Origin of the sequence: Vibrio sp. 10N.286.52.F8, from assembly GCF_041468745.1 — a bacterium.
GTDB classification, from domain to species: domain Bacteria; phylum Pseudomonadota; class Gammaproteobacteria; order Enterobacterales; family Vibrionaceae; genus Vibrio; species Vibrio crassostreae_C.
Genome location: NZ_JBFRJF010000015.1, coordinates 101,394 through 123,763, shown reverse-complemented (window position 1 = coordinate 123,763; position 22,370 = coordinate 101,394). Strand labels below are relative to the sequence as shown.

Sequence of the window (22,370 nt, the reverse complement as noted above, 5' to 3'; positions counted from 1 at the left end):
TTTATAAGGTTGAAGTGTTTTAATATGAAAAACAGACGCTTAACGTAATAAAGAAAACCAGTTTATGCAATTTCGAGCCATTTTACTGCTATGCCTTACCCTAATAGGGTGTTCGTCCAATCAAGAGTTGGTACCCGACCCAACAACCATCACGCTATTTTATGGTGATACATCCATCGCCGCAGGTGTTTTAGAGGATAAAACATTCAATTCAGTCCTTGCCGATAGGGTTGAAAGCGTTACGTTTTCGGGCTCAATATCAAAGAAAGACTCTGGCTATTTTGTCGATATGTTAGTGATTCGAGAAACAAAAGAGCCACGTTCAACACGACAGCTTAACACCTCGCTTCTAATGAAACCGGGAGAGTTAGTAGATGTTGGCGGCGTGAATAACGATGTGTTCAGGGTAATCCTCGAGTAACAAAAATAAAGTGTTCAATTAATCTGATTTTTTGCTTTACCTCAACCTAACTTCAAGTCTTAAGCTTCTCTTACTGATTAAGAAGGAGCTTATTATGCAAAATAACTACGTAAAAGAACTCGCCGTTAAAACTTACCAAGAAGACCTTCAAAAAGAGTACGTTAGATCTAAAGCTCAGCCATTCCACGCCCCAAGTTTTATCGGTGGGGTGCTGTTGTCAGTTGTGCTGGTAGGACTGTTTTAATTTATGCAGAATTTCTGATCCATTGCCAACTCTCAACATATCTATTTGCTGCACTTTAATGGCTACGGCATAATCTCTTAGGTTGAATTGTGACGCTAATGTCGAGAGGAAGTGAAGTATGGCAAGTCCAAGAGTATTAAAGTCACAGATTACTGATATTACCTGTGGCGAGAATGTCACTATCATCGAGCCAAGTAACGTTTATGGCTGTGAGCTTAAAGATGATGTGTTCGTTGGCCCCTTTGTTGAGATTCAAAAGAACACCGTGATAGGTGCGAGAAGCAAGATTCAATCTCACACCTTTATCTGTGAGTATGTGACCATTGGAAGTGACTGCTTTGTTGGTCACGGAGTCATGTTTGCCAACGACTTATTCAAAGAGGGCAAGCCAGATCCTAATCCTGAAAGTTGGGGGCGTACCTTGATAGCTGACAACGTCACGATCGGTTCTAACGCTACGGTTCTGTCTGTCAGCATTTGCGAAGGTGCAGTAATCGGCGCGGGCAGTGTGGTAACGAAAGACATCACCGAAAAAGGTATCTACGCAGGTAACCCAGCCAAGAAATTGAGAGGTTTACCGTAACCGAATTAATAAGCCGTGGTTCATGAATCATAAGGTGCGGCTTTTTAGGGAAACATTAGAGTATTTGTCATGGATGTATTTTTACACTTACTTCAACCGAATGACGCGAGTGCGCTTTTGGATTTTGAGGTCGAAAATCGAGAGTGGTTTGAGCAATTTATTCCAGTTAGGGGTGATAGCTTCTATTCAAATGCAGGTGTGACCGAGCAAATCACCAGCTTTCTAACTGAATACGAGAATGGTGAGATGATTCCTATGTTGATCAAAGATGCCAATGGCACTGTCTGTGGAAGAATCAACATCCGCGATATCGACCAGATCGCCCATAGTGGAGAGCTAGGGTATCGAGTAGGTCGTTCCTTTGCTTCAAAAGGCATTGCGTCTAACGCAGTAAAGCAGTTTCTACTCTATTTGGAGGAACAGACCAACCTTAAATATGTTGATGCCTATGCGTTAGTGGGCAATATCGGTTCCAACAAAATCTTATCCAATACCGGTTTTGAATTGGTCGAGTATGTTGAGAGCTACGCGGTGTTTAAAGGAGAACATCAAGATGCTAATTTTTATCGTAAGGTTTTAGCTGACTAGGTGACTATCAGTGCCTTATACATTAGAAGCTGGCAGCGTCCTTCTAGCCAGCTTCGAGTCTTTTTATTTAAAGGTTTAAGGTTACTTCTAGGTTTGGCCACTTCTAGATTTACGGTTACTTCTGAGGTTTGTTATGTTCGATTACGCTAATCGCGATAGCCAAAAACAGGATATCTTTCACTAGGAAGAAGTTAGTGACTAAGATGCCATCCGATACTTTCCAAGCGTTTGGCGTTGTAACCAGGAAGCTAAGTGTCACAACAAAGATAGCCGATGCAGCAATGCCTGAGTAGAAAGCTACTGTCGGCTTCTTAAATCCAACGATCAATCCAATCGCGACGATGATCTCCGCGCCACCCACCATGTTAGACACAGCTTGTACTGAGAACAGATTGTAAAGCCAGTTCATTGCAGGATGATTCGCGATTAGCGGTTCAATGAGCATCGCTTCAGTTGGCGTAAACTTATAAATTCCAATCCAAGCGAGCACTAATGCTACTCCAACCACTCCAAGGTTATATCCCACATTACTCTGTTTTAAATCATAGGTTTGAACATGCATAAAAGTACTCCATTTAATAAAATCCTTGAATATGACCGCAAGAGTTCAGATTAAATTTCGCATTGAGAATAATAATTAATATATTTATCTAGAGACTTATTGTCTCGATATGAACTTAAATACTGGTGATGTTGAGAACCGAAGCAATGTGTAGGCGATAGTGCTGTTCAAAAGGTACAGCGAGCCTTCCAATTTTTGTTTTCAATATTCACGATTTGGATTAGATTACGTTGACGTAAACCCCTAATTATAAGAAGAGAATCGCTCGTGAAAATCCATAGAATTAACCCGACCAAACGTTGGTCAGATGTAACTGTATTTAATGGCATCGCAAGTTTTGTTGAGGTACCAGAGACTGATACAACGGCAGGAATTAAGAGTCAGGTTCAGCAAATTTTTGATCAAGCTGAAGAAATGATGAGCTTGGTCGACAGTGACAAATCTCGCGTATTGTCGGTAACTATTTACCTAACAGATTTTGCCAATTTTGACGCGTTAAATGAAGTGTGGGAATCGTGGTTCCCTGAAGGCTGTGCGCCAAGCCGTGCATGTGTGAAAGCAGAACTTGCTAACCCTGAGCTATTGGTTGAGATGTCGTTTATGGTTGCTGCAGGTGAAAAATTCCAGTAATTGAAGATACTGATACCAACAACCTTATAGAACGTTATAAATACAAAAAAGCCACTCAGGTGAATCACTTGAGTGGCTTTTTAATTTTATACGCTCCCCGAAACTAAATCGGGTCAGGCATTAAACGAGACCTTGATCTCTGGCCATCTGTTTCGCGATTTTCGGTGCGTGCCATAGACACGGCAACAAGATGAACGATACAGGAACCGCAGTGATCACAATGAACGACTGTAGAGCGGAGATGCCGCCTGAACCCATTGAGATAAGTGCGATCGCTACCGCACCCATGATGATACCCCAGAAAGTACGTACCGCTGCGTTTGGCTCTGTCGTACCCGTCATTACCACACTGATGGTGTAAGTCATTGAGTCACCTGTTGTCACGATGAACGTGGTCGTCAGGATCAGGAACAGAATTGCAATCAGAGTTGGGAACGGCAGTTGCGCGGTAATTGCTAGAAGAACCGCCGGAAGGTTGAAGCCTTCGAACGCACTAGAAATCACACCTGGGTTCTCTAATTCAAACGCTAGACCACTACCACCAACGATGCTGAACCAGAAACACGTTACAAGCGGTGCAACGATGCTAATAGAAACGATCATTTGGCGAATAGTACGGCCACGTGAGATACGAGCAATGAAGATCGCCATCATTGGGCCATAACCTAAGAACCAACCCCAGAAGAACACAGTCCAGCCACCTAGCCATGCTGTATCTTGGCGGTATAGCGCCATTGGGATGAAGTTATCAACCATTTCGCCCATACCTTGCAGGTAGCCATCAACGATGAAGCTCGTTGGGCCAACAAGAAGGATGTAGCCGATTAGACACACAGACAAGATGATGTTGTAACGGCTTACCAGTTGGATACCTTTGTTCACGCCGCTCAAAGCAGAAAGCGTGTACATTGCGATAGCAAAGATAATAACAACACTTTGAGTTGCAAAGCTGTCTGAAATGCCAAACAGTTCGCTCAGTGCGTAGCTGATTTGTAGGCCAAGGAAGCCGATAGGGCCGATAGTACCTGCGGCTACAGCCACGATGCTGCATGCGTCGACAACGTTACCAACCCAACTGTTAATCGCTTTGTCGCCAAGTACTGGGTAAAGCAGAGTGCGAGGCTTAAGAGGAAGGCCTTTGTCGTAATGCAGGTGCATTAACACGATGGAAGACAAACCACCTAAGATTGCCCATGCAAGGAAACCCCAGTGCATGAAAGATTGTGATAGAGCATTGAACGCCATCGCTTGAGGATCTGCGTTGCCATACAGTGGCGGAGCTGAAACAAAGTGAGCGATAGGCTCTGCGGCTGCCCAGAACACACCACCGCCGGCTAGCAGCGTACATAGGACGATAGACATCCATTTAAAGGTGGTCATTTCAGGTAGGGCAAGCGTTCCTAAGCGAACGTGGCCGGTGCGACCTAGTGCAAGCACTAAACCGATAATGAAGTTGAGAAGTAGTAGGACTTGCCAGAAAGCACCGAACCACTTAGTTGAATAACTAAAGCCGATGTTTACAAGTTCGGACAACACGGAGGTGTTGGTGAAGGCTAGGATGACAAAGAGGGTTAAAAAACTGCCACTAAGCCAAAAGACTGGGTTTCCGAGTTCCAGTTTTTCACCCAAAGATTGAGCTTTATTGAAATCGATAGAAGTAGATTCTGCGTTGATGTTTTCGTTGGCGACTTGCGTCAAGTTGGACATTATTTCTTCGCTATATTTGGCTCTTTCGAGCCTATGTATTTCTCCCACACTTGCATTGGAAATGTGAGGTTCGTCAAAAAAATCCGCGATACTACCACAATTGTTAAGAAAAAGTGGGCAAATTTAGAAAAGAAATCAGTTCTACGGCGAAATCAATCCCTTTTGGTTAGTTTTAAAACGAAATTTCAGAACGAACAAATAAAGCAGATATGAATAGAGTTTTGTAATTAAGGATACGAATTAGGCGATATTTTTTAGCGTACCGAAATAAATTTAATATTAGTTGTTCGTGCAAAATAAGTGTCGACTCATTGCATGCTATAAACAAATTAATGCGAGTCATTTTATAAATATCGAATATTTTAGGTGTTAAATTGGCACTGTTACCTACAGTTGTTTTGCGAAGAGATTTAAGTGATGAGAAATATGACACTTAAATTAAGCATCTTGAAACAATAACTTAAGGGACAGCTAACATGCACCTAAACCAAGGAAGAGTGGCCAAGAAGGTTTTTACACTCAGTACTCTCACCGCGTCATGCTTAATGGCGTTCAACAGCTACGCGGCTGTGGATTGTTCAACGTTAGAAGCGTGGGATTCCGCCACGGTGTACACCGGTGGTGATCAGGTTTCACATGACGGCAGCGCGTACTCAGCGAATTACTGGAATCAAAATAACAACCCGAGCCAATTTGAGGGTGACTATGCACAATGGAAAAAGATTGATGTGTGTAGTGGTGGCGGAGGTGGCGGTACGCCAAATGAAGTACCAACGGCTTCATTAACGGCACCCTCTGCTTCTGACGTGATTACTGAAGGCGATAATGTTGTATTGAGTGCAACAGCACTAGATTCTGATGGCAGTGTGGCTTCGGTTGAGTTCTTTGTTGATGGCGCATCTGTTGCGGTAGTCACAGCGGCACCTTTCGAAGCGACTTGGGCTGCAACGTCGGGTAATCATCAGGTTTCTGTTGTTGCAACGGATAATGAAGGCGCAGCAAGTGTTGCAAGTGCGGTTTCTGTTTCTGTTGATTCAGCACAACCAGGGAATGAAGCACCGACAGTTTCAGTTGCACTTTCAGTGACATCTGTTGATGTTGGTGGTGTAGTCACACTGACAGCAACGGCAGCAGATAGCGATGGCACGGTTGATAAGGTTGATTTCTACGTAGCGGGTGCTCTTGTGGGCACTGCTGCAACGAGCCCTTACACGTTAGATTACACAACAACTCAAGCGGGTTCTTTAGCGGTTTACGCGAAAGCAACAGACGACCAAGGTGCGACTGCAGATTCTGCGTTGGCATCTTTGACCGTGAACGGCGCTCCAACAGTGAGCACATGTCGCCCTGATGGCTTATATCAAACTCAAGGTGTCGATGTTCCTTACTGTACAATTTACGATGATGAAGGCCGTGAGAAAATGGGTGCAGACCATCCCCGTCGTGTCATTGGTTACTTCACAAGTTGGCGTGCAGGGGATGACCCACAAGCTGCTTACCTAGTAAATGATATTCCTTGGGATCAACTCACACATATTAACTACGCGTTTGTAAGCATCGGTTCAGATGGCAAAGTGAACGTTGGTGACGTAAATGATCCAAATAATGCTGCTGTAGGTAAAGAGTGGCCGGGTGTAGAAGTCGACCCTGCATTAGGATTCAAAGGTCACTTTGGTGCGTTGGCAACCGCAAAGAAAAAACATGGTGTTAAAACGCTAATCTCAATTGGTGGTTGGGCTGAAACGGGCGGTCACTTCGCGACTGACGGAAGCCGAGTTGCTGATGGTGGCTTCTATACTATGACGACCAATGCTGATGGATCTATCAACCACCAAGGCATTGAAACATTCGCGACTTCAGCGGTTGAAATGCTACGTAAATATCAATTCGATGGCCTAGATATTGATTATGAGTACCCAACGTCAATGGCCGGTGCGGGTAACCCATACGACAAAGACTTCATGGAACCGCGTCGTGAGTACCTATGGGCTTCCTACCAAGTGCTGATGAAAGTATTGCGTGAGAAGCTTGATGTGGCGTCTGCTGAAGATGGCAATCACTACATGTTAACTATCGCGGCACCTTCTTCTGGTTACCTGTTGCGCGGTATGGAAACATTCGATGTCACTCAATATCTTGATTACGTGAACATCATGTCTTACGACCTTCACGGCGCTTGGAACGACCACGTTGGGCATAATGCAGCCTTGTTTGATACAGGTAAAGATTCAGAACTAGCGCAGTGGAATGTATACGACACTGCGGCTTATGGTGGTATCGGCTACCTGAACACGGATTGGGCTTACCATTACTTCCGTGGTTCAATGCCAGCAGGTCGTATTAACATCGGTGTTCCATATTACACGCGTGGTTGGCAGGGCGTAACAGGTGGTGAAAATGGTCTTTGGGGCCGAGCTGCACTGCCTAATCAATCTGAATGTGCCGCTGGTACAGGTGAAGGTGAGAAGAATAACTGTGGTCACGGTGCGATTGGTATCGATAACATGTGGCATGATACCGACCCTAAAGGAAACGAAATGGGCGCAGGTTCGAACCCAATGTGGCATGCGAAGAACCTAGAGAAAGGTATTTGGGGTTCTTATGCGGACGCCTACAAGCTAGATCCTGTAAATGATCCAACGGATGTTCTAAGAGGTACTTACACGCGTAACTACGACAGCGTGGCGGTTGCACCTTGGCTATGGAATGCTGAAAAAGGCGTGTTCCTTTCTACGGAAGATAAAGAGTCTATCAACGTGAAAGCGGACTACGTTATCGACAAAGAAATCGGCGGCATCATGTTCTGGGAACTGGCTGGCGACTACAACTGTTATGTACTTGATGCAAGTGGCAACCGAACAACGGTTGATACCACAGAGCAAGCGTGTAACAGTGGTAACGGTGAGTTCCACATGGGTAACACAATGACTAAAGCTATCTACGATAAGTTTAAGTCGGCAACGCCATATGGAAACAAAGTCGCGACTGGTGCAATTCCTACCGAAGCACTAGACATCGCAGTATCGGTTGGTGGCTTCAAAGTCGGTGACCAAAACTACCCAATTAATCCTAAGATCACGTTTACCAACAATACGGGGCAAGCACTGCCTGGCGGTACTGAGTTCCAGTTCGACATTCCAGTATCTGCACCAGACAACGCGAAAGATCAATCTGGTGGTGGTTTGACTGTGATTGCTTCGGGTCATACTCGTGCGGATAACATCGGCGGATTAGACGGTACTATGCACCGTGTGGCCTTCACATTACCTGCATGGAAAGAACTCCCTGCTGGTGGTGTATATGAGCTGGATATGGTGTATTACTTGCCAATTTCAGGCCCTGCAAACTATGCCGTTAACGTAGGTGGTGTCGATTATGCCTTCAGCTTTGAGCAACCAGATTTACCTTTAGGTGATATCAGTTCTGGTGGCGGTAACCCTGGCGACGGTGGTACAAACCCTGGTACTTGTGATACTGCAGGCTTAACTGTGTACCCAGATCTGCCTCAGAAAGACTGGGCAGGTAACCCAAGCCATGCAAACACAGGAGACCAAGTGGTTCACAACGGTAGTGTTTACCAAGCAAACTGGTGGACAAGTTCTGAACCGGGTAGCGATGGTAGCTGGACTCAAGTTTGTTCTTAATTTAATGCTAAGCAAACTATTTATAGACAATAGAGTGTAGTAATAGGTAATAAACACAAATGCTTTTAAGTCTATTTATCAGGAATTAGTATCAATTAAGTAATCAATCTAGACGTAAAATCAAAAAGCCGAACTGAATCCAGTTCGGCGTTTTTGTTATAAGTCACAGATTACGTATAGAAACCCTTAAAAATATCGACACTCGTTCAGTAAAAAATAAAAACATGATATAAAACAGTCTGTATATAAGAGAAGTCACAGCGTTACCTGAAATTATAAATCTACGGGGTAATCTTGAAAGTCAGACGTAAATACATTCTTAATTTTTCAATTGCGCTCGCCGTCGTGTCGATGATTCTTTCTGCCTTTCAATTTAATCGAACTGAAAGGTCATTGTTGGAATCTAACCAACTGTTTTTTCGTACGATTGTGAACGCGAGTTACGATATTGTCGACACCACAGTTAATGAGGCGATAAAGACATATCTTAAAGGAATTACGGATACCGTTGCGTCTCATGTATGGCATACCACGCCAGAACAAGAAGTTGAACAGGTAAGCCAAATTGCCCGTGAATTGCATATTGGACAATCGGGTTATATCTATTTGATGTCACCCCAAGGCGTCCATCTCTACCATCCATTCTTGCAAGGTCAGAAGCGTGGGCATCTTACTCATGTCCAAAAACAGTTCACTATTGACTCTGGCATGATCGAGTACTTTCACGCTAACCCTCATGAGATAAGCCGCAGAGCCAAAGTCGCTTATTCGATGAGGCTACCGAGTGGTAATACTTTGGTTGCGACGACCTATAAAGAAGAATTGATGTATTTGGTCGATCTTGAAGGTTTAAAAGATAAACTTAGAAAGTATGCGTTTGGTGATAGCGGATATGTGTACATTGTCGATCTGCAGGGTAACTTAGTGCTTCATCCAGATTATGAGCACAAATCATTGAAATCCTTAATAGGCTACTCGTCTGAACTGCTTATTGATCGAATCGCCACCAAACCAGAAGGTCAATTCAGTTACTCGATTTCCAGTGATAGTGGCACGACCAACAAAAAAATCTTCTATAAGTTTTACCCTTATCTTAATTGGGTCATTTCTGCAGGTATCTTAGAGCAAGAGCTTAATCGAAATCATAGCCTATTGTTTATTAGCTTGATGGCTTTGGTTGTAAGTTTGTTGAGCATTATTGTCGTGTTGGTGCTTTACCTGCGGCATCGTCATCTTAGAATCTTGGATGTGGCAAGCCTCGATTACCTTACTGGGCTTCCTAGTCGACGGAGTTTTATCGAACAGCTAAAACTGAAAATTACTCAAAGGTCGCCTTATCCGCTAACAAATGTCGGTGTCATTTTGCTGGATATTGACCATTTCAAGCGGGTGAACGATCAATATGGTCATGCTCAAGGCGATAGGTTTATCTGTGAGGTCGCAAAATCACTGAAGAGATTTGTTAACCGTCGTCGTTTGATTGCACGCTATGGCGGTGAAGAGTTTATTTTGGTGACGTTTGATTGTGATGAACATGAGTTATTCGAATTATCAGAGGCGTTACGGTTATGTGTTGAGCAACTTCAAGGCTTAGTGTCGCCAGTAACAATCAGCGCTGGTTGTTGCCATGCTCAAGCACTGACTGACATTGAAACCGCTATCGATAAAGCCGACAAAGCGCTTTATCAAGCAAAAGAGAGTGGACGTAACAACACTCAAGCGTATCGAGAGAACGAATATCACGTTGCTTACATGTGATCGGTTGAAAGCCTCATTGAATTGAAAAGTTTTGTTCACACAAATCGAGCTCTTGAGAACGACAAACACAAAAAAGCCCAAATAGATCGCTCTATTTGGGCTTTTTCAGAATTATTTGAAAGGCTAATCGTTAATTTAAGCTTTCGCTGCTTTCGCTGCTTTCATCGCTTCCGTTTTTTTTTCCTTTTGCATTTTTGCAAGGAAGTAGATGTTTACACAAGCGATAAAGCCGTTGGTGGCTGCAACTGGCCATGCGTCAATCATGATGCCGTATGCTGTGAAGAGTGCACAGCCAATAAAGTTAAGGACACGCAGACGAACGATATCTTTCATTGTTAATGAAATTGCGACCATAATAGACGCAGCGTAACCTAAAATTTCAACCATATTGAATTCCATTGTTTGACCCTCTTAAATTTGCCGATACTTTGTCGGTACCAATTCTTCTCTTCATGAGATGATTGAGGAAGCTCCGTGCCTCGAATGGTCTGGTTTTGTTTAACGGGGAGAACTATACCAACTCTGTTTTTGTGATTAAACCCCCAAAACAGACAGAGGTGAAGGTTAGCGATTACGCAAACGTTTAATGACCTTTCTATTAACATAATTACTATTTATGTTGGAGGTTGAATTGATAGTTATTCTTATATAGGTAAGGAAGCCTCGAATGATAAAACGATCCATTTGTGCAACAAAAAGGATAAAAAAAGCAGCACTATTGGCTTTGATGGCTATTGGGCTGACCGCATGCTCTACGCAAGAAATACCACCCACACACAATTATGGTGTGGTCACTAGCGGTGACTTTAGTTTCATGAAACACGGCGTGATGACGTACTCCTGGCACCCTGAGTCAGAAAAGGTTTACCTTTCTCAAAAATACGATGAAACCGTGGTAACCGATTTAGTGCGTGATTCGATTCAAGAACAGCTCTCAAGTAAAGGTTATCAGTTAAAGCAGGATGGTGTCGGTGATGTTGTTGTAGGCTTTGGATTAGCGGAAGAATCGGAACTGAACGATGAGTCTATCTTCGATGCGATTAAGCTATCTACTGGTGTGCCATTTTACGATGGTGAAGGTAAAGTCGCGGAGAAAGGGTCGTTGTACATTGCGTTTTTCGTACCTAACTCAGAGGTCGTACAATGGCAAGCATTAGCACAGTCTGGCATCCAACCTGATTTAGAGCCAAGCGAGAGCAAACAGCGTATTACTGGCTTTGTTGAAATGTTATTTAGACGCATGCCTGAGCGATAGCATTAGGCGTTGAATGCATTCGTGGAGTAAATATTAGTTGTGGAAAATATGGTCAGATCGCAGATTATACTTTTTTATTTGTAACGAATGGTACAAATACGTAAAGCAACGTAAAGTTCGCGCTTCTTTTGCTAGCATTTGTCTATACTGCTCAAAACGTTAACTTAGGTTTGATTCAATGAAACTGTTTTCCAAATACTCTCTCCCTCTATTAAGTATATTCATTGTAAGTAACGCCGCGATGGTAAGTAATGCAGCTATCGCAGCACCTTCTATAGTACCAAGCCCACCTAGCCTAGGCGCAAAAGGGTATGTGTTAATTGATTTTAATTCTGGTGATGTGCTGGTAGAAAAAAACGCACATACGAAGTTAAACCCAGCAAGCTTGACCAAACTGATGACCAGTTATGTGGCAGGTCAAGAGATGAAGCGAGGCAACATCTCTGCTGATGATCAGGTACGAATCAGTGAGAACGCGTGGGCGAAGAACTTCCCAGACTCTTCAAAAATGTTCATCGAAGTAAACACCGATGTAGCAATGATGGATCTTTATCGTGGCTTGATTATTCAATCCGGTAATGATGCTAGCGTTGCGATTGCAGAGCATGTTGCAGGCTCACAAGATGCATTCGTTGACCTGATGAACTCTTGGGCTACCTCTCTGAAGCTAGAAAACACCCATTTTGCCAATGCACATGGTTTGGATGCAGACGACCTCTATTCGACTCCTTACGATATCGCGTTACTCGGTCGTGCCATTATTCGTGATTTACCGGATGTGTATGGCTTATACAGCGAACGCTCTTTCAGTTACAACGGCATCACTCAACATAACCGTAATGGCTTGTTGCGTGATAGAAGCTTAACCGTTGATGGCATGAAAACGGGCTACACCTCTGGTGCTGGCTACAGTTTGGCGAGTTCAGCGACACAAGGTGAGATGAGACTTATCGCGGTTGTGATGGGCGCATCAAGCGTTAAGAGCCGTGAATCAGACAGCAAACAGCTGTTGAGCTACGGTTTCCGTTTCTTCGATACACTAAACCCGCATAAAGGCGGCGATCAAGTGGCTGAAGAGAAGGTATGGTTTGGTGAGCAAGACACATTGAAATTAGGTGTGGCAGAAGACACGTTCATTACGTTGCCTAAGTCAGACAGTAAAAAGCTGACTGCATCTATCGAGCTTAACTCTGAACTGAAAGCGCCAATTGCAGAAGGTCAAACTCTAGGTGTGGTTCATTACACCGTTGATGGCGAAGATGTTCAAACTCAGCCTTTGATCGCGCTTGAAGCGGTTGAACAGGGCGGTTTGTTCAAACGTTTAATAGACTACGTTAAGCTGTTCTTCGCGAGCCTGTTCTAAATAGAGCCTGTGGCGATAAGCCGCGCTGAAAAGTCGAAATATTATGGGTGTTGTGAGTGAATCACAGCGCCCTTTGTTATTTCTACATCAATGAAAACGCCGCGCCGCACTATCTTTATTAGCCGTAGCGGGCGGTTTCGATTACTATACGCAAAATTTAGCAGTGTAGTCACTTATGACGATAGATATAAAGAACGTAACCGAACCCGAAGTAACCTGTGCAAATTGTCAGGCATGCTGTTGTCGTTTAGAGGTTATGATCATCACAGATACGGGCGTACCTGAAGAGCACATCGCTTATGATGAATGGGGCGGTGAAACCATGAAGCGCTTAGACGACGGCTGGTGTTCTGCGGTAGATAGAGAAACACTGATGTGTACTATCTACGAAAACCGACCATGGATCTGTCGCGAGTTCGAAATGGGCTCTTTCGAATGTGTTGACCAGCGCAAAGATGTGATGGGCTAGGCGTCTGCAGTATTGAACTCAGTAACTAAAGTACGCTAATGAACTGTGATAATCACATTAAAATTAAATATCAGGGTTCTATACCTTAAGCAGTTGTAGAACCCTGATGCGTTTTATGAGATCAAATATTGAGTGAGATAAGAGTCTTCGCTCGATAAGTTAGAGTTTAGAACTCGGAAGGCACTTCAAACTCCATCCATTCACCGGTTGTCGGGTGAATCAACTTTAAGTAGCCAGCGTGCAGGTGTAAGCGCTCGCGTTTGTATCCGTATAAGTCGTCACCACGAATAGGTACACCAAGCCCTAATGGATGAGCACAGTGCACTCGCAGCTGGTGGGTTCGCCCTGTTTTAGGGTACAAGTGAACCTTGGTTTTGCCATTGTGAGTGCTAACCACTTGCCAATGGGTCTCTGCATTTCGGCCGTGTTGGTGACAAACCAGTTGTCTTGGTCTGTCCGTGATGTCGCCGCGCAAAGGAAGGCTGATATTGCCAGATTCGCCCGTTATCTCGCCATCTAACAAAGCGGTGTAGCGTTTCTCTACGGTTCTATTAATGAACTGCTTCTGAATATGCTTGTTTGATTCCGCCGTGAGCGCCAAGATCAACAAACCTGACGTCGACATATCCAACCTATGGATAATCAAAGGACCAGTCGCATCCGGGTAACGCGCTTTTATGCGGGTATAAACTGAATCTTCGATGAACTTACCGGGAACCGACAAGAACTCTTCAGGCTTATTGACGACTAAGATTTCATCGTCTTCATAAACAATATTAAAAGACTTACCAACCGCAGGGTTCACGATAAGCGGGTTATCTTCTAGCTCTATGCCACTTAACTGGTGTTCGAGGATCTCAAAGCTTTTACTCTGACAAACAGGGTAGAGGTTTGCGTGTTGTCGAATGATGTCTGTAGGCGGTAATCCCCACCAAAATTCAGACAAAGCTAACGGCTTGAACCCGTGTTCAAAGGCGAAGTTAAGCAGCTTTGGTAGGCAGCAGTCACCAGAGCCTTCAAGCGCGTCTTTACCATCGAGCAACTCGAGTAAATTCTTAGATTGCTTGGCTTGATTGATAAAGCGATAGTGAGAGAGGCGTTGAGTTTCCAACTGTTGTGAAACTGCTTGGTGATCTTGCTTACGGTTTTTCAGTTCGCTTTCAATCAAATCAATTTGTGATTGGCGCTCTGCGATCTTCTGTTTCCACTCAATACGAAGTGCTTTTAGGTCACGTTTCTCTTGGCTACTTTGATTGCCCAGTTGTTTGAGCAAATTCGCCGCTGACTCTAGATTCCCTAATGCTTTTTCTTGATTGGCTTGTTCTCTGAATTCGTTACGCTGAGCTTTGTTTGCGGCCATTGCTAACTGAAAGGCTTCGATAGCTTTTGCTGATTCGATTTTTAACCCTTCAAGCTCGGCCAATAATGTGTCTAGATTGTGCGACTGTTGCAGCTTTTCAATGTCGTCCGAGAGCTGCAATTGTCGAGCAAGGTTCGCACTGTTTTGAGATTGAAACTGTTTTGAATCGAAGGCTGGTGGAACAAAGTGAATGTTGTTTAACTGAGAGACCAAAGCCGGATCTAACTGCAAGCCTGAAAACGCAGAAAGGTAACCTAACCCTTGTGTGGTTGGATTCTGAACAAGAAGCACAGCGTAGAGATTACCTTGCGAGGTTTCATTCACACCACAGTCGACAAGTGATTGCTGAAGCTGCAGCATAGCGAATTCACACACAGGGTGCGGGGTATAGTAATACGGAAACGTAAAACGAGTCGGTAGCGCTAAATCGACATTCGTGTTTGCTAGGTGCAGAGGTGTGTATTGAGCGAGGTTTGTTGGCATTAAGATCAAACTCTATGGCTGTTCAGTTAGAGTTCGGTATTGTTGTCGAAATGAAGACAAATGAGAAGCCAAAGCAGAAGATAAATCGGCTTTGGCTTCATTTAGTTTCTTGTGTTTACTCTAGCAAGCACGTGTTTGAGTGAAACTCGATCAGTTCGAGTGTTCTAGCTCTACTTGCTCAGCTTTTTGGTAAGCAGGGTGGCTCTTTAAAAGTTCACCGTATTTAGCGATGTTAGGGTAAAGCGCAGTTGCACCAAAGTTACCAACGATTTCTACGATGAACGACATCATAAAATCTGCACCTGTTAGTGTGTCTGCAACCAAGTAGGTTTTACCTTCAAGTGCATTATTCACGTAAGTTAAGATCTTTTGGTTTTCATCGTCTGCATAACCGCCTAGGAAGTTAGTTTCACAGCCGTCCTTCATTACAAAGATCTTAAGCAGCATTGGCAAAATACCTGAACTCTCAGCGAAGTGAAGCCATTGCGAATACTCAACGTAGTTTGCGGTGCCGCGTGTAGGTGCGAACTTACCCTGACCGTATTTGTCGATTAGGTATTCCGTGATAGCACCAGATTCAGTGATCACGACGCCATCGTCTTCAATGACAGGAGATTTACCCAATGGGTGAATGGATTTGAGTTCTGGTGGTGCAAGAAAAGTGACACTGTCTCGTTTGTATGGTTTGATTTGGTAATCTACACCAAGCTCTTCCAACAGCCAGATGATGCGCTTTGAGCGTGATTTATTCAGGTGATGCAAAGTAATCATGATTCTACCTAGTTAACTAACGGGTTCAGTTCTGAATTTATTTAGCTTCGTTTGTTTTGATAACAAGCTTACCGAAGTTTTGGCCTTCTAATAGACCCATGAATGCTTGTGGCGCCTCGTCTAGACCTTCAATTAGGTGCTCACGATAGTGCATCTTGCCTTGAGACAACCATTCGGTCATTTGAACAGCAAATTCGTTATAACGGTGCGCGTAGTCATCAAAGATAATGAAGCCTTGCATCTTAATACGCTTGACCAGCAGCGTACCCATAAGGCTAGACATACGATCCGGGCCTTCAGGCAGTGATGTCGCATTGTATTGAGAGATAAGGCCACATACAGGAATACGAGCACCGGTGTTAAGCAATGGCATTACGGCATCGAAAACCTTGCCGCCAACGTTTTCAAAATAAACGTCGATGCCGTTGTCACATGCTTTAGCCAGTTGCTCCGCGAAGTCATCAGCTTTGTGGTCGATACATTCGTCAAAGCCAAGCACGTCTTTCGCGTACTGACACTTCTCTTGGCCACCAGCAACGCCGATAACACGACAGCCTTTTAGTTTGCCGATTTGTCCAACGGTTGCGCCTACTGCACCTGTTGCCGCCGCAACGACTAGCGTGTCGCCTTGTTTAGGTTGGCCGATATCAAGCAAACCCATATAAGCCGTAAAGCCAGGCATACCCATAATGCCAAGTGCATAAGAAGGGTGCGTTGGTTCTTTGCCTAGTTTGATAAGGCCTTCACCGTTAGACGCACCAAGATCTTGCCAACCTGTGTAAGCCAGTACCCATTCGTCAACTTCGTAATCAGCGTGGTTTGATTCTTCAACCTGACATACGGTTGCACCAACCATCACTTCATCAATCGCAACGGGATCTGCGTAGGATTTAGCATCGCTCATACGACCACGCATGTATGGGTCTAGAGAAAGGTAAACTGAGCGAAGTAACATCTCGCCGTCTTTGATGCTTGGCGCAGCTATTGTCTCTAAACGGAAGTTGTCTTGAGTCGGTGCGCCAACTGGGCGAGAAGCCAATACGATTCGGCGATTGTCTTGTTGAGTCATTGGATGTCCTTAATTGTGTATTTTATACATTTAGAATTAGACCAGTCGTCTAGTCTTGTTGTCTAAAAATCCCGCCGTCATCAAATTGATAAGAGGGCGGGTGATTTTTTTAAGTTAAAGCCAATAAAGCGCGCTGCGCGTTATTAGCTTTCACCTTTTAAAATTCGTTCGGTAAGGCTCAAAGCTGACTGTAAGCTATGTGAGCTTTGGCTCAGCTTGCTCAATAAGCTGGCGCCTAACCACATTGAGTATAGGTTCTGAGCTGCTTCTTGGCTCTCTTCAACCTTTATGGAGCCATCTTCAATACCGCCGACAATGCACTGTTCGATGGTATTCGTCACTTTTTCTGCACCCTTTAATAGCGCTTGGCGCATAGGATCAGAAAGATCAGAAACTTCCGCGCTGAGTTTAACGACCAAGCATTTATGAGCATTGCAGGTGCCGTTTTCAATCTGTGACCATCGAGTGAAATAACTGACAATTCTCTGGTAATGGTTGCCTTCACCATGAACCAAAATAGTTTCAACTCTGCTGATGTAGGTCTCAAAATAGTGCTGGATCAGAGCCTCGCCAAATTGCTCTTTCGATTTAAAGTAGTGGTAAAACGACCCTTTCGGCACGTCCGCTTCTTTAAGCAATTGCGATAAGCCAACGCCGTTAAAGCCGTTGTTCACTATTAATTGGTAGCCAACATCTAAAACATGCAGGCGTGTGTCATTCGTTTTTTCGTTCATGGGCGGTACTATAAGTTAAATTAGACCAGTCGTCTAGTGGTCGGTTTTCGAGGGTATATTTGGTCGTTGTTACAGTAGCTAAATAGCTAAATAGCTAAATAGCTCAATATCTAAAGAGGCTTCAAATGTTCAGATATAAAAAAGCCCCGACATAGCGCGTATGTTGGGGCTTAAATCAGTAACTTCGATTATTTGATAGAGATGAGTTCTACATCAAAAATCAGAGTCGATGATGGTGGGATAGGGCCTGAACCGCCTTTACCGTAAGCTAGAGTGCTTGGAATAAATAGACGAACTCTTTGGCCTTCAACCATGTAAGTCAAACCTTCTTGCCAGCCTTTAATTACTTGCTTAAGAGCAAATGAGATTGGCTCGCCGCGCTCAACAGAGCTGTCGAAAACAGTGCCGTCGATTAGCGTACCGTGGTAGTGAACCGTTACTTTGCTGTTCTTAGTTGGGTGCTCTGTGCCTGTACCTTCTTCAAGAACAAGGTATTGAAGACCGCTTTCAGTCGTAATCACGCCTTCTTTAGTGCCGTTTTCAATTAGAAATTGTTGGCCTTGTTCGAAGTTTTCTCCGCCAGACTTATGATTCGTCCAAGTACGGTAAATCATGAAACCCGCCAAAAGAAAGACAATGACCGGGATGACAAATTTAGACATAGTAAAACCTATTTATATTGAGTGCTGAATTTCGTAGTTAATACAAAATGTGTTAATCAGTTGACTAAAGCCGTGATTATGGTTGAGTCAAAAGGTAGTTGATCGTTTTTGCAATGCCAGCAACGTCTTGGTGACCTGCTGTTAGTACTTGGTATTTACCGTTGATGATAAAGGTTGGTACTGAGTTGATCTGACCTTTTACTGAGATCTCTTCTGCTTGCTTAACGTAGTCGAAAAGAGCGACTTGCTGTTCTTTATTCAGCTGGTATGGGCTAACCAAACCACGAGAAGTAAACGCTGTCTCTAGTGCTTGTTGACGCTGCTCAGGTGTTGCATCTGCACCCATTTGAACGGCACCAAATAGGTCGTCCATGAATGCGTGGTCAGGCGTCGCATCAAGCTGCATCACTGCTGTGTAGTAGATCATTGCGCTGATTTGAGCGCTTTCGTTGAACGTCACGTGCATCTTGCCAATAGTTTGGTCTGTTAGAGATTCAATCTCTGGAATGGCACTTTCCATTTGACGGCAGTGACCACAGTTAAGAGAGAAGATTTCAGTGATCGGAGACAAGTTAAATTCTGTTAGAGCAGTAGGAAGCGCTTCGTATTGAACGCCTTTTTGTGGCTCGTCTGTTTCACTACAACCCGCGATAATGAGTACGGCAGCGAGTGCTGTGATGAATTTAGTAAATGGTTTAAACATAATGTTTGCTCTAGCGTTGAGAAGTCGTGAGATTCTAACTATTTAGTGCGAATTGGAAAACAATTATAAGGTAAATAAATGCAAACAGTTCGAACTAGCGGCTGAACACAAGCTAGTAGACGGTTAACTGTGATCAACAGCACTTTTTTGGGTTCTGCTTTCTTTTCGTCTAAAGTTTTTCCCTCGGTGCCGATATAGACATTAGTGAATGGTTTATCTGCATGAGTGGTTGGTGAAGTAATGAGATATTTAGCGATAATGTTAAGCATAGCTTTGGCTGGGTGTGAAGCCACGTCACCAACTGACTTACTTGGCGGTGACATGCTAGAGACTGCACCACAAACCGATTACGACTTGATGCATCCTGAATGGGGTGTGGTTCAAACGACTCATGTAGCAAGCAATCGTGGGTACTCTATCCAGAGTAGCACTCATCAACACAGAACCATCACGACCAACTACGGACGTGGCGTTTCGACTAACGACCCACTGGAAGTCTTTTTAAGACAAAACCGCATCGATTTTGAAGTGTTGCCGGGTAACCATGTGATGGTAAAGCTTGAGCAGCACGTGAACTTTAAAACAGGTTCAGCATTCCCTGAGCCAGCGTATAATCAATGGCTAGATACGCTAGGCAGCTACCTTGCTCAACGCCAAGATATTGATGTGGTGATTGAAGGGCACACCGATAACACGGGCACAGATCGAATCAATGATCCGCTTTCAGAGCAGCGAGCAAAAGAAGTGAAGGCTCGATTAGAGAGTAACTACGTATCAAGTCGTTCCATCTATACTCGTGGCTTCGGTGAGTATGTTCCAGCTTGTACGAACGCTTCTGCGCAAGGCAAGGCGTGTAACCGCCGTGTTGAATTGATGCTGATTGTCACGAAGTAGTCGTTTGAAATTTCGCGCCCAATTTGAAGCGATTAACGCCAAATAACAGATATAAAAAATCCCTCACATTCGAGGGATTTTTTGTATCTGACTTTTGTTGCTTTATTGCTTATGCAAACTGCTTTTCTAAGTAAGTCACGATATCGGAAGATTCGTACATCCACTCAGTTTTACCGTCTTTTTCGATACGTAGACAAGGCACTTTCACACGACCGCCGCCAGCTTCAAGCTCAGCACGGTGTTGCTCGTTGTTTTTTGCATCACGAAGTTCAAATTGAACCGACTGACGTTTCATCGCGCGGCGCACTTTCACACAAAATGGGCACGCTTCGAATTGGTATAACGTGTGCGTTTTTGCTTGCTCATTTACTTTGCTTTGTTCTTCTTGAGAACGCTTCACACCACGTGGGCTGAAAACAAAATTCAATAACAAGATGACACGACCTAAGAACCAACGGATAAACTTCATAACTCTCTCTACATATTTAAAATTAGCGTTACAATTTGCAGCATTATATACACAAGTTTTGTCAGATGCTCGCAACAAACCGCTAATATCTATTTTGTCCGTTCGATCGTATGAGACTTAGCCACATTTAGCCCTAAACGCTTAGACAGTCGAGTCAGATTTGCTCGGTCTGTTTTCAGAACTCGCCCTGCTTGTGCCCAGTTAAAGTTGGCATCTTCCAACACCTCAGTAATGATACTGCGTTGAAAATCGTCCGTTGCACCACGTAGCCCTGCAGAAAGGTCGATCGTTGGTGTCGATAATGGTGTGTTTTTCACCTGAGTCGTCGCAATTGGCTGATCTTGGTCTAGAGGACCACAATCTTCCTTGGTGATTGTCACCAGGTTTTTATTGGTGCTGCGCGCTAACGCTTTCAATGCGGAACGACTGATCACATGCTCAAGTTCACGCACGTTACCCGGCCAACCATAACGGTTTAGGAAAGAAAGAACGTCGGAGCGGAACTTAACTTGGTTGATACCAAGCTTACGACGCGCTTGTTCTAAGAAGAAACCCGCTAATAGGCTGATGTCGTCACCACGATCTTTCAGTGCTGGCACCGCGATAGGATACACACTCAATCGGTGGTACAAATCGGCTCTGAATCGACCGTCTTCAACTTCTTGTTTTAGATCTCGGTTTGTCGCTGCCAATACTCGCACATCAATGGTTTGAATGTTGTCTTGGCCAACCGGTTGGATTTCGTTGTTTTGCAGCGCACGTAGGAGCTTACTTTGAGCGGCCAAAGGCAATTCACCAATCTCATCAAGGAACAGTGTGCCACCATCGGCTAAAGCAAATTTACCTAAGCGGTTTTTGTCTGCGCCAGTGAACGCGCCACGAACGTGACCAAACAGTTCACTCTCTACTAAGTTTTCAGAAATTGCAGCACAGTTTACGTAGACGAGTGGGTTACGTTTACGTTGAGATTGGTGGTGCAGGGTGCGAGCCACAAGCTCTTTACCAACCCCGGTGTCACCATGAATCAAGATATTAAACTCAGATGGAGCTACAACAGCGATGTCGTTCTTAAGCGCGACCATGGTGTCACTGTTACCAATCAACTCACCGCCGTCACGTTCCCACGCTTCTACGTTCAATTCTTCGAGTAATTGCTTTGACTGTTTTGCTTGATGCTCAAGTTGCGAGAAGGTCAGTGCCATCTGCATGGTTGAGGCTGCAATAGCTGCCAGTACTTCAAGGTTACGCGCCGGAATATTCGCGAAGACATCAGGTTTCAAGCTGTCTAGAGTCAGAATACCTAAGAGCTTATCGCCAAATAGCAAAGGCAAGCCCATACAAGCATGCATTGGTAAATCGCCATCATGGTCAATAAGCAAACCATCGAAAGGATCGGGTAAGGAGCTGTCAGCATCGAAACGAACAGGAGAGCGAGACGCGCAGATCTCTTCAAACCGTGGGTGTTCTGAAATGATAAAGCGACGACCGAACGTATCTCGGCTGAGCCCTTGCATTGCGATAGGTACTAGCGTGTCGCCTTGAAGGCTTAAAAGCGCGACACAATCACACGTTATGGTTTTGCGAATGGCATCGATCAGGCGATTGAAACGATCTTGATCGTTGACACCACTTGCGAGGCCAATGGTCATTTCCATGAGGGTAGATGCGGAGATATCTTGCATAAAAAACTCTAACTGTGTGTGTTTATCTACATAATAGAGTCTTATTGACTTAAAAAAAAGGTCTTTTTGACATTTTTATAAGATGAGTTTTGAGAAGAAAACCAGTAATGACGGGGATTGATAAAGTTGGCACTGATTGTGCAGAAGATACAGAGAAGCCCAATTATAGCGCTGATTAAACAGACTATTCTTGATCTCAATCAATCAGGTTGCATTAATCAGGTTTCGCGATTTTTTGAAATGAAAACGAGTCAAAATAACTCAGTTTCTAAAAATAACTAAGGTTTCAGAAAATCGATAAGTCATTCTTAATTTTTAG

22 protein-coding genes are annotated in these 22,370 nt (G+C 44.1%); 11 read left to right on the top strand and 11 right to left on the bottom strand.

Features of this window, described 5'->3' with window-relative positions:
- The first annotated feature begins 64 nt into the window (after positions 1-64).
- The 4 genes from AB4133_RS09580 (at position 65) to AB4133_RS09565 (ending at position 1,836) form a co-directional block, all read left to right on the top strand.
- The gene (locus AB4133_RS09580) at positions 65-421 is read left to right on the top strand and encodes a hypothetical protein (RefSeq protein WP_017062659.1); all 357 of its coding nucleotides are present in this window, start codon (positions 65-67) and stop codon (positions 419-421) included.
- Between the two features lie 94 nt (positions 422-515).
- Positions 516-665 carry a hypothetical protein gene (locus AB4133_RS09575; RefSeq protein ID WP_017062658.1) on the top strand — a complete coding sequence of 50 codons (150 nt, stop codon included), beginning with the start codon at positions 516-518 and terminating at the stop codon, positions 663-665.
- Positions 666-783: 118 nt separating this feature from the next.
- Positions 784-1,248, top strand: a complete 465-nt coding sequence (locus AB4133_RS09570) for an acyltransferase (protein WP_017062657.1) — start codon at positions 784-786, stop codon at positions 1,246-1,248.
- Positions 1,249-1,317: 69 nt separating this feature from the next.
- The gene (locus tag AB4133_RS09565) at positions 1,318-1,836 is read left to right on the top strand and encodes a GNAT family N-acetyltransferase (RefSeq protein WP_017062656.1); all 519 of its coding nucleotides are present in this window, start codon (positions 1,318-1,320) and stop codon (positions 1,834-1,836) included.
- A gap of 115 nt (positions 1,837-1,951) precedes the next feature.
- Here the strand turns inward: AB4133_RS09565 and AB4133_RS09560 are convergent, their stop codons facing one another.
- Positions 1,952-2,398: a DUF417 family protein gene (locus AB4133_RS09560; protein WP_017064470.1), complete on the bottom strand. Its 447-nt coding sequence runs from the start codon at positions 2,396-2,398 to the stop codon at positions 1,952-1,954.
- Positions 2,399-2,665: 267 nt separating this feature from the next.
- On the opposite strand from AB4133_RS09560, the gene AB4133_RS09555 reads away from it, so the two are divergent.
- Positions 2,666-3,028, top strand: a complete 363-nt coding sequence (locus AB4133_RS09555) for a RidA family protein (RefSeq protein WP_004731436.1) — start codon at positions 2,666-2,668, stop codon at positions 3,026-3,028.
- 120 nt (positions 3,029-3,148) lie between these two features.
- Here AB4133_RS09555 and AB4133_RS09550 read toward each other — a convergent pair whose 3' ends face one another.
- Positions 3,149-4,735, bottom strand: coding sequence for a BCCT family transporter (locus tag AB4133_RS09550; protein ID WP_372154455.1), 1,587 nt, complete (start codon positions 4,733-4,735; stop codon positions 3,149-3,151).
- Positions 4,736-5,211: 476 nt separating this feature from the next.
- Between AB4133_RS09550 and AB4133_RS09545 the strand changes: the two genes are divergently transcribed.
- The gene (locus tag AB4133_RS09545) at positions 5,212-8,379 is read left to right on the top strand and encodes a chitinase C-terminal domain-containing protein (protein WP_372224280.1); all 3,168 of its coding nucleotides are present in this window, start codon (positions 5,212-5,214) and stop codon (positions 8,377-8,379) included.
- 294 nt (positions 8,380-8,673) lie between these two features.
- Positions 8,674-10,137, top strand: a complete 1,464-nt coding sequence (locus AB4133_RS09540) for a diguanylate cyclase domain-containing protein (RefSeq protein WP_372224278.1) — start codon at positions 8,674-8,676, stop codon at positions 10,135-10,137.
- Positions 10,138-10,272: 135 nt separating this feature from the next.
- On the opposite strand, the gene AB4133_RS09535 is transcribed toward AB4133_RS09540, so the two are convergent.
- Positions 10,273-10,536 (bottom strand): YgjV family protein, encoded by a 264-nt coding sequence (locus tag AB4133_RS09535; RefSeq protein WP_372224276.1) that lies wholly within the window; start codon positions 10,534-10,536, stop codon positions 10,273-10,275.
- Between the two features lie 268 nt (positions 10,537-10,804).
- Here AB4133_RS09535 and AB4133_RS09530 point away from each other — a divergent pair, with 268 nt between their 5' ends.
- From AB4133_RS09530 to AB4133_RS09520, 3 genes are all read left to right on the top strand, one after another.
- Complete coding sequence (locus AB4133_RS09530) at positions 10,805-11,392, top strand: DUF4136 domain-containing protein (RefSeq protein WP_372224274.1); 588 nt, start codon at positions 10,805-10,807, stop codon at positions 11,390-11,392.
- 178 nt (positions 11,393-11,570) lie between these two features.
- Positions 11,571-12,755 carry a D-alanyl-D-alanine carboxypeptidase family protein gene (locus AB4133_RS09525; RefSeq protein WP_017064476.1) on the top strand — a complete coding sequence of 395 codons (1,185 nt, stop codon included), beginning with the start codon at positions 11,571-11,573 and terminating at the stop codon, positions 12,753-12,755.
- Positions 12,756-12,930: 175 nt separating this feature from the next.
- On the top strand, positions 12,931-13,224 hold the full coding sequence (locus AB4133_RS09520) for a YkgJ family cysteine cluster protein (protein WP_080582263.1): 294 nt from the start codon (positions 12,931-12,933) through the stop codon (positions 13,222-13,224).
- A 166-nt stretch (positions 13,225-13,390) separates the two neighbouring features.
- Here the strand turns inward: AB4133_RS09520 and AB4133_RS09515 are convergent, their stop codons facing one another.
- From AB4133_RS09515 to AB4133_RS09490, 6 genes are all read right to left on the bottom strand, one after another.
- A complete protein-coding gene (locus AB4133_RS09515) occupies positions 13,391-15,067 on the bottom strand; it encodes a pseudouridine synthase (protein ID WP_372224273.1) in 1,677 nt (558 codons plus the stop codon).
- A gap of 150 nt (positions 15,068-15,217) precedes the next feature.
- The gene (locus AB4133_RS09510; protein WP_372224272.1) at positions 15,218-15,838 is read right to left on the bottom strand and encodes a glutathione S-transferase family protein; all 621 of its coding nucleotides are present in this window, start codon (positions 15,836-15,838) and stop codon (positions 15,218-15,220) included.
- 37 nt (positions 15,839-15,875) lie between these two features.
- Entirely contained in the window at positions 15,876-16,907 is a 1,032-nt protein-coding gene (locus AB4133_RS09505) for an NADP-dependent oxidoreductase (protein WP_372224270.1), read from the bottom strand.
- Between the two features lie 143 nt (positions 16,908-17,050).
- Positions 17,051-17,641 (bottom strand): TetR/AcrR family transcriptional regulator, encoded by a 591-nt coding sequence (locus tag AB4133_RS09500; RefSeq protein WP_017062643.1) that lies wholly within the window; start codon positions 17,639-17,641, stop codon positions 17,051-17,053.
- Positions 17,642-17,829: 188 nt separating this feature from the next.
- A complete protein-coding gene (locus AB4133_RS09495) occupies positions 17,830-18,303 on the bottom strand; it encodes an FKBP-type peptidyl-prolyl cis-trans isomerase (RefSeq protein ID WP_372224268.1) in 474 nt (157 codons plus the stop codon).
- 76 nt (positions 18,304-18,379) lie between these two features.
- Positions 18,380-19,006 carry a thioredoxin domain-containing protein gene (locus tag AB4133_RS09490; RefSeq protein WP_017062641.1) on the bottom strand — a complete coding sequence of 209 codons (627 nt, stop codon included), beginning with the start codon at positions 19,004-19,006 and terminating at the stop codon, positions 18,380-18,382.
- Between the two features lie 258 nt (positions 19,007-19,264).
- Between AB4133_RS09490 and AB4133_RS09485 the strand changes: the two genes are divergently transcribed.
- Positions 19,265-19,900 (top strand): OmpA family protein, encoded by a 636-nt coding sequence (locus AB4133_RS09485; protein WP_029235219.1) that lies wholly within the window; start codon positions 19,265-19,267, stop codon positions 19,898-19,900.
- A gap of 109 nt (positions 19,901-20,009) precedes the next feature.
- Here AB4133_RS09485 and AB4133_RS09480 read toward each other — a convergent pair whose 3' ends face one another.
- The gene (locus AB4133_RS09480) at positions 20,010-20,369 is read right to left on the bottom strand and encodes a glutaredoxin (protein WP_017062638.1); all 360 of its coding nucleotides are present in this window, start codon (positions 20,367-20,369) and stop codon (positions 20,010-20,012) included.
- An 89-nt stretch (positions 20,370-20,458) separates the two neighbouring features.
- Entirely contained in the window at positions 20,459-22,051 is a 1,593-nt protein-coding gene (gene norR, locus AB4133_RS09475) for a nitric oxide reductase transcriptional regulator NorR (protein ID WP_017062637.1), read from the bottom strand.
- Between the last annotated feature and the right edge of the window lie 319 nt (positions 22,052-22,370).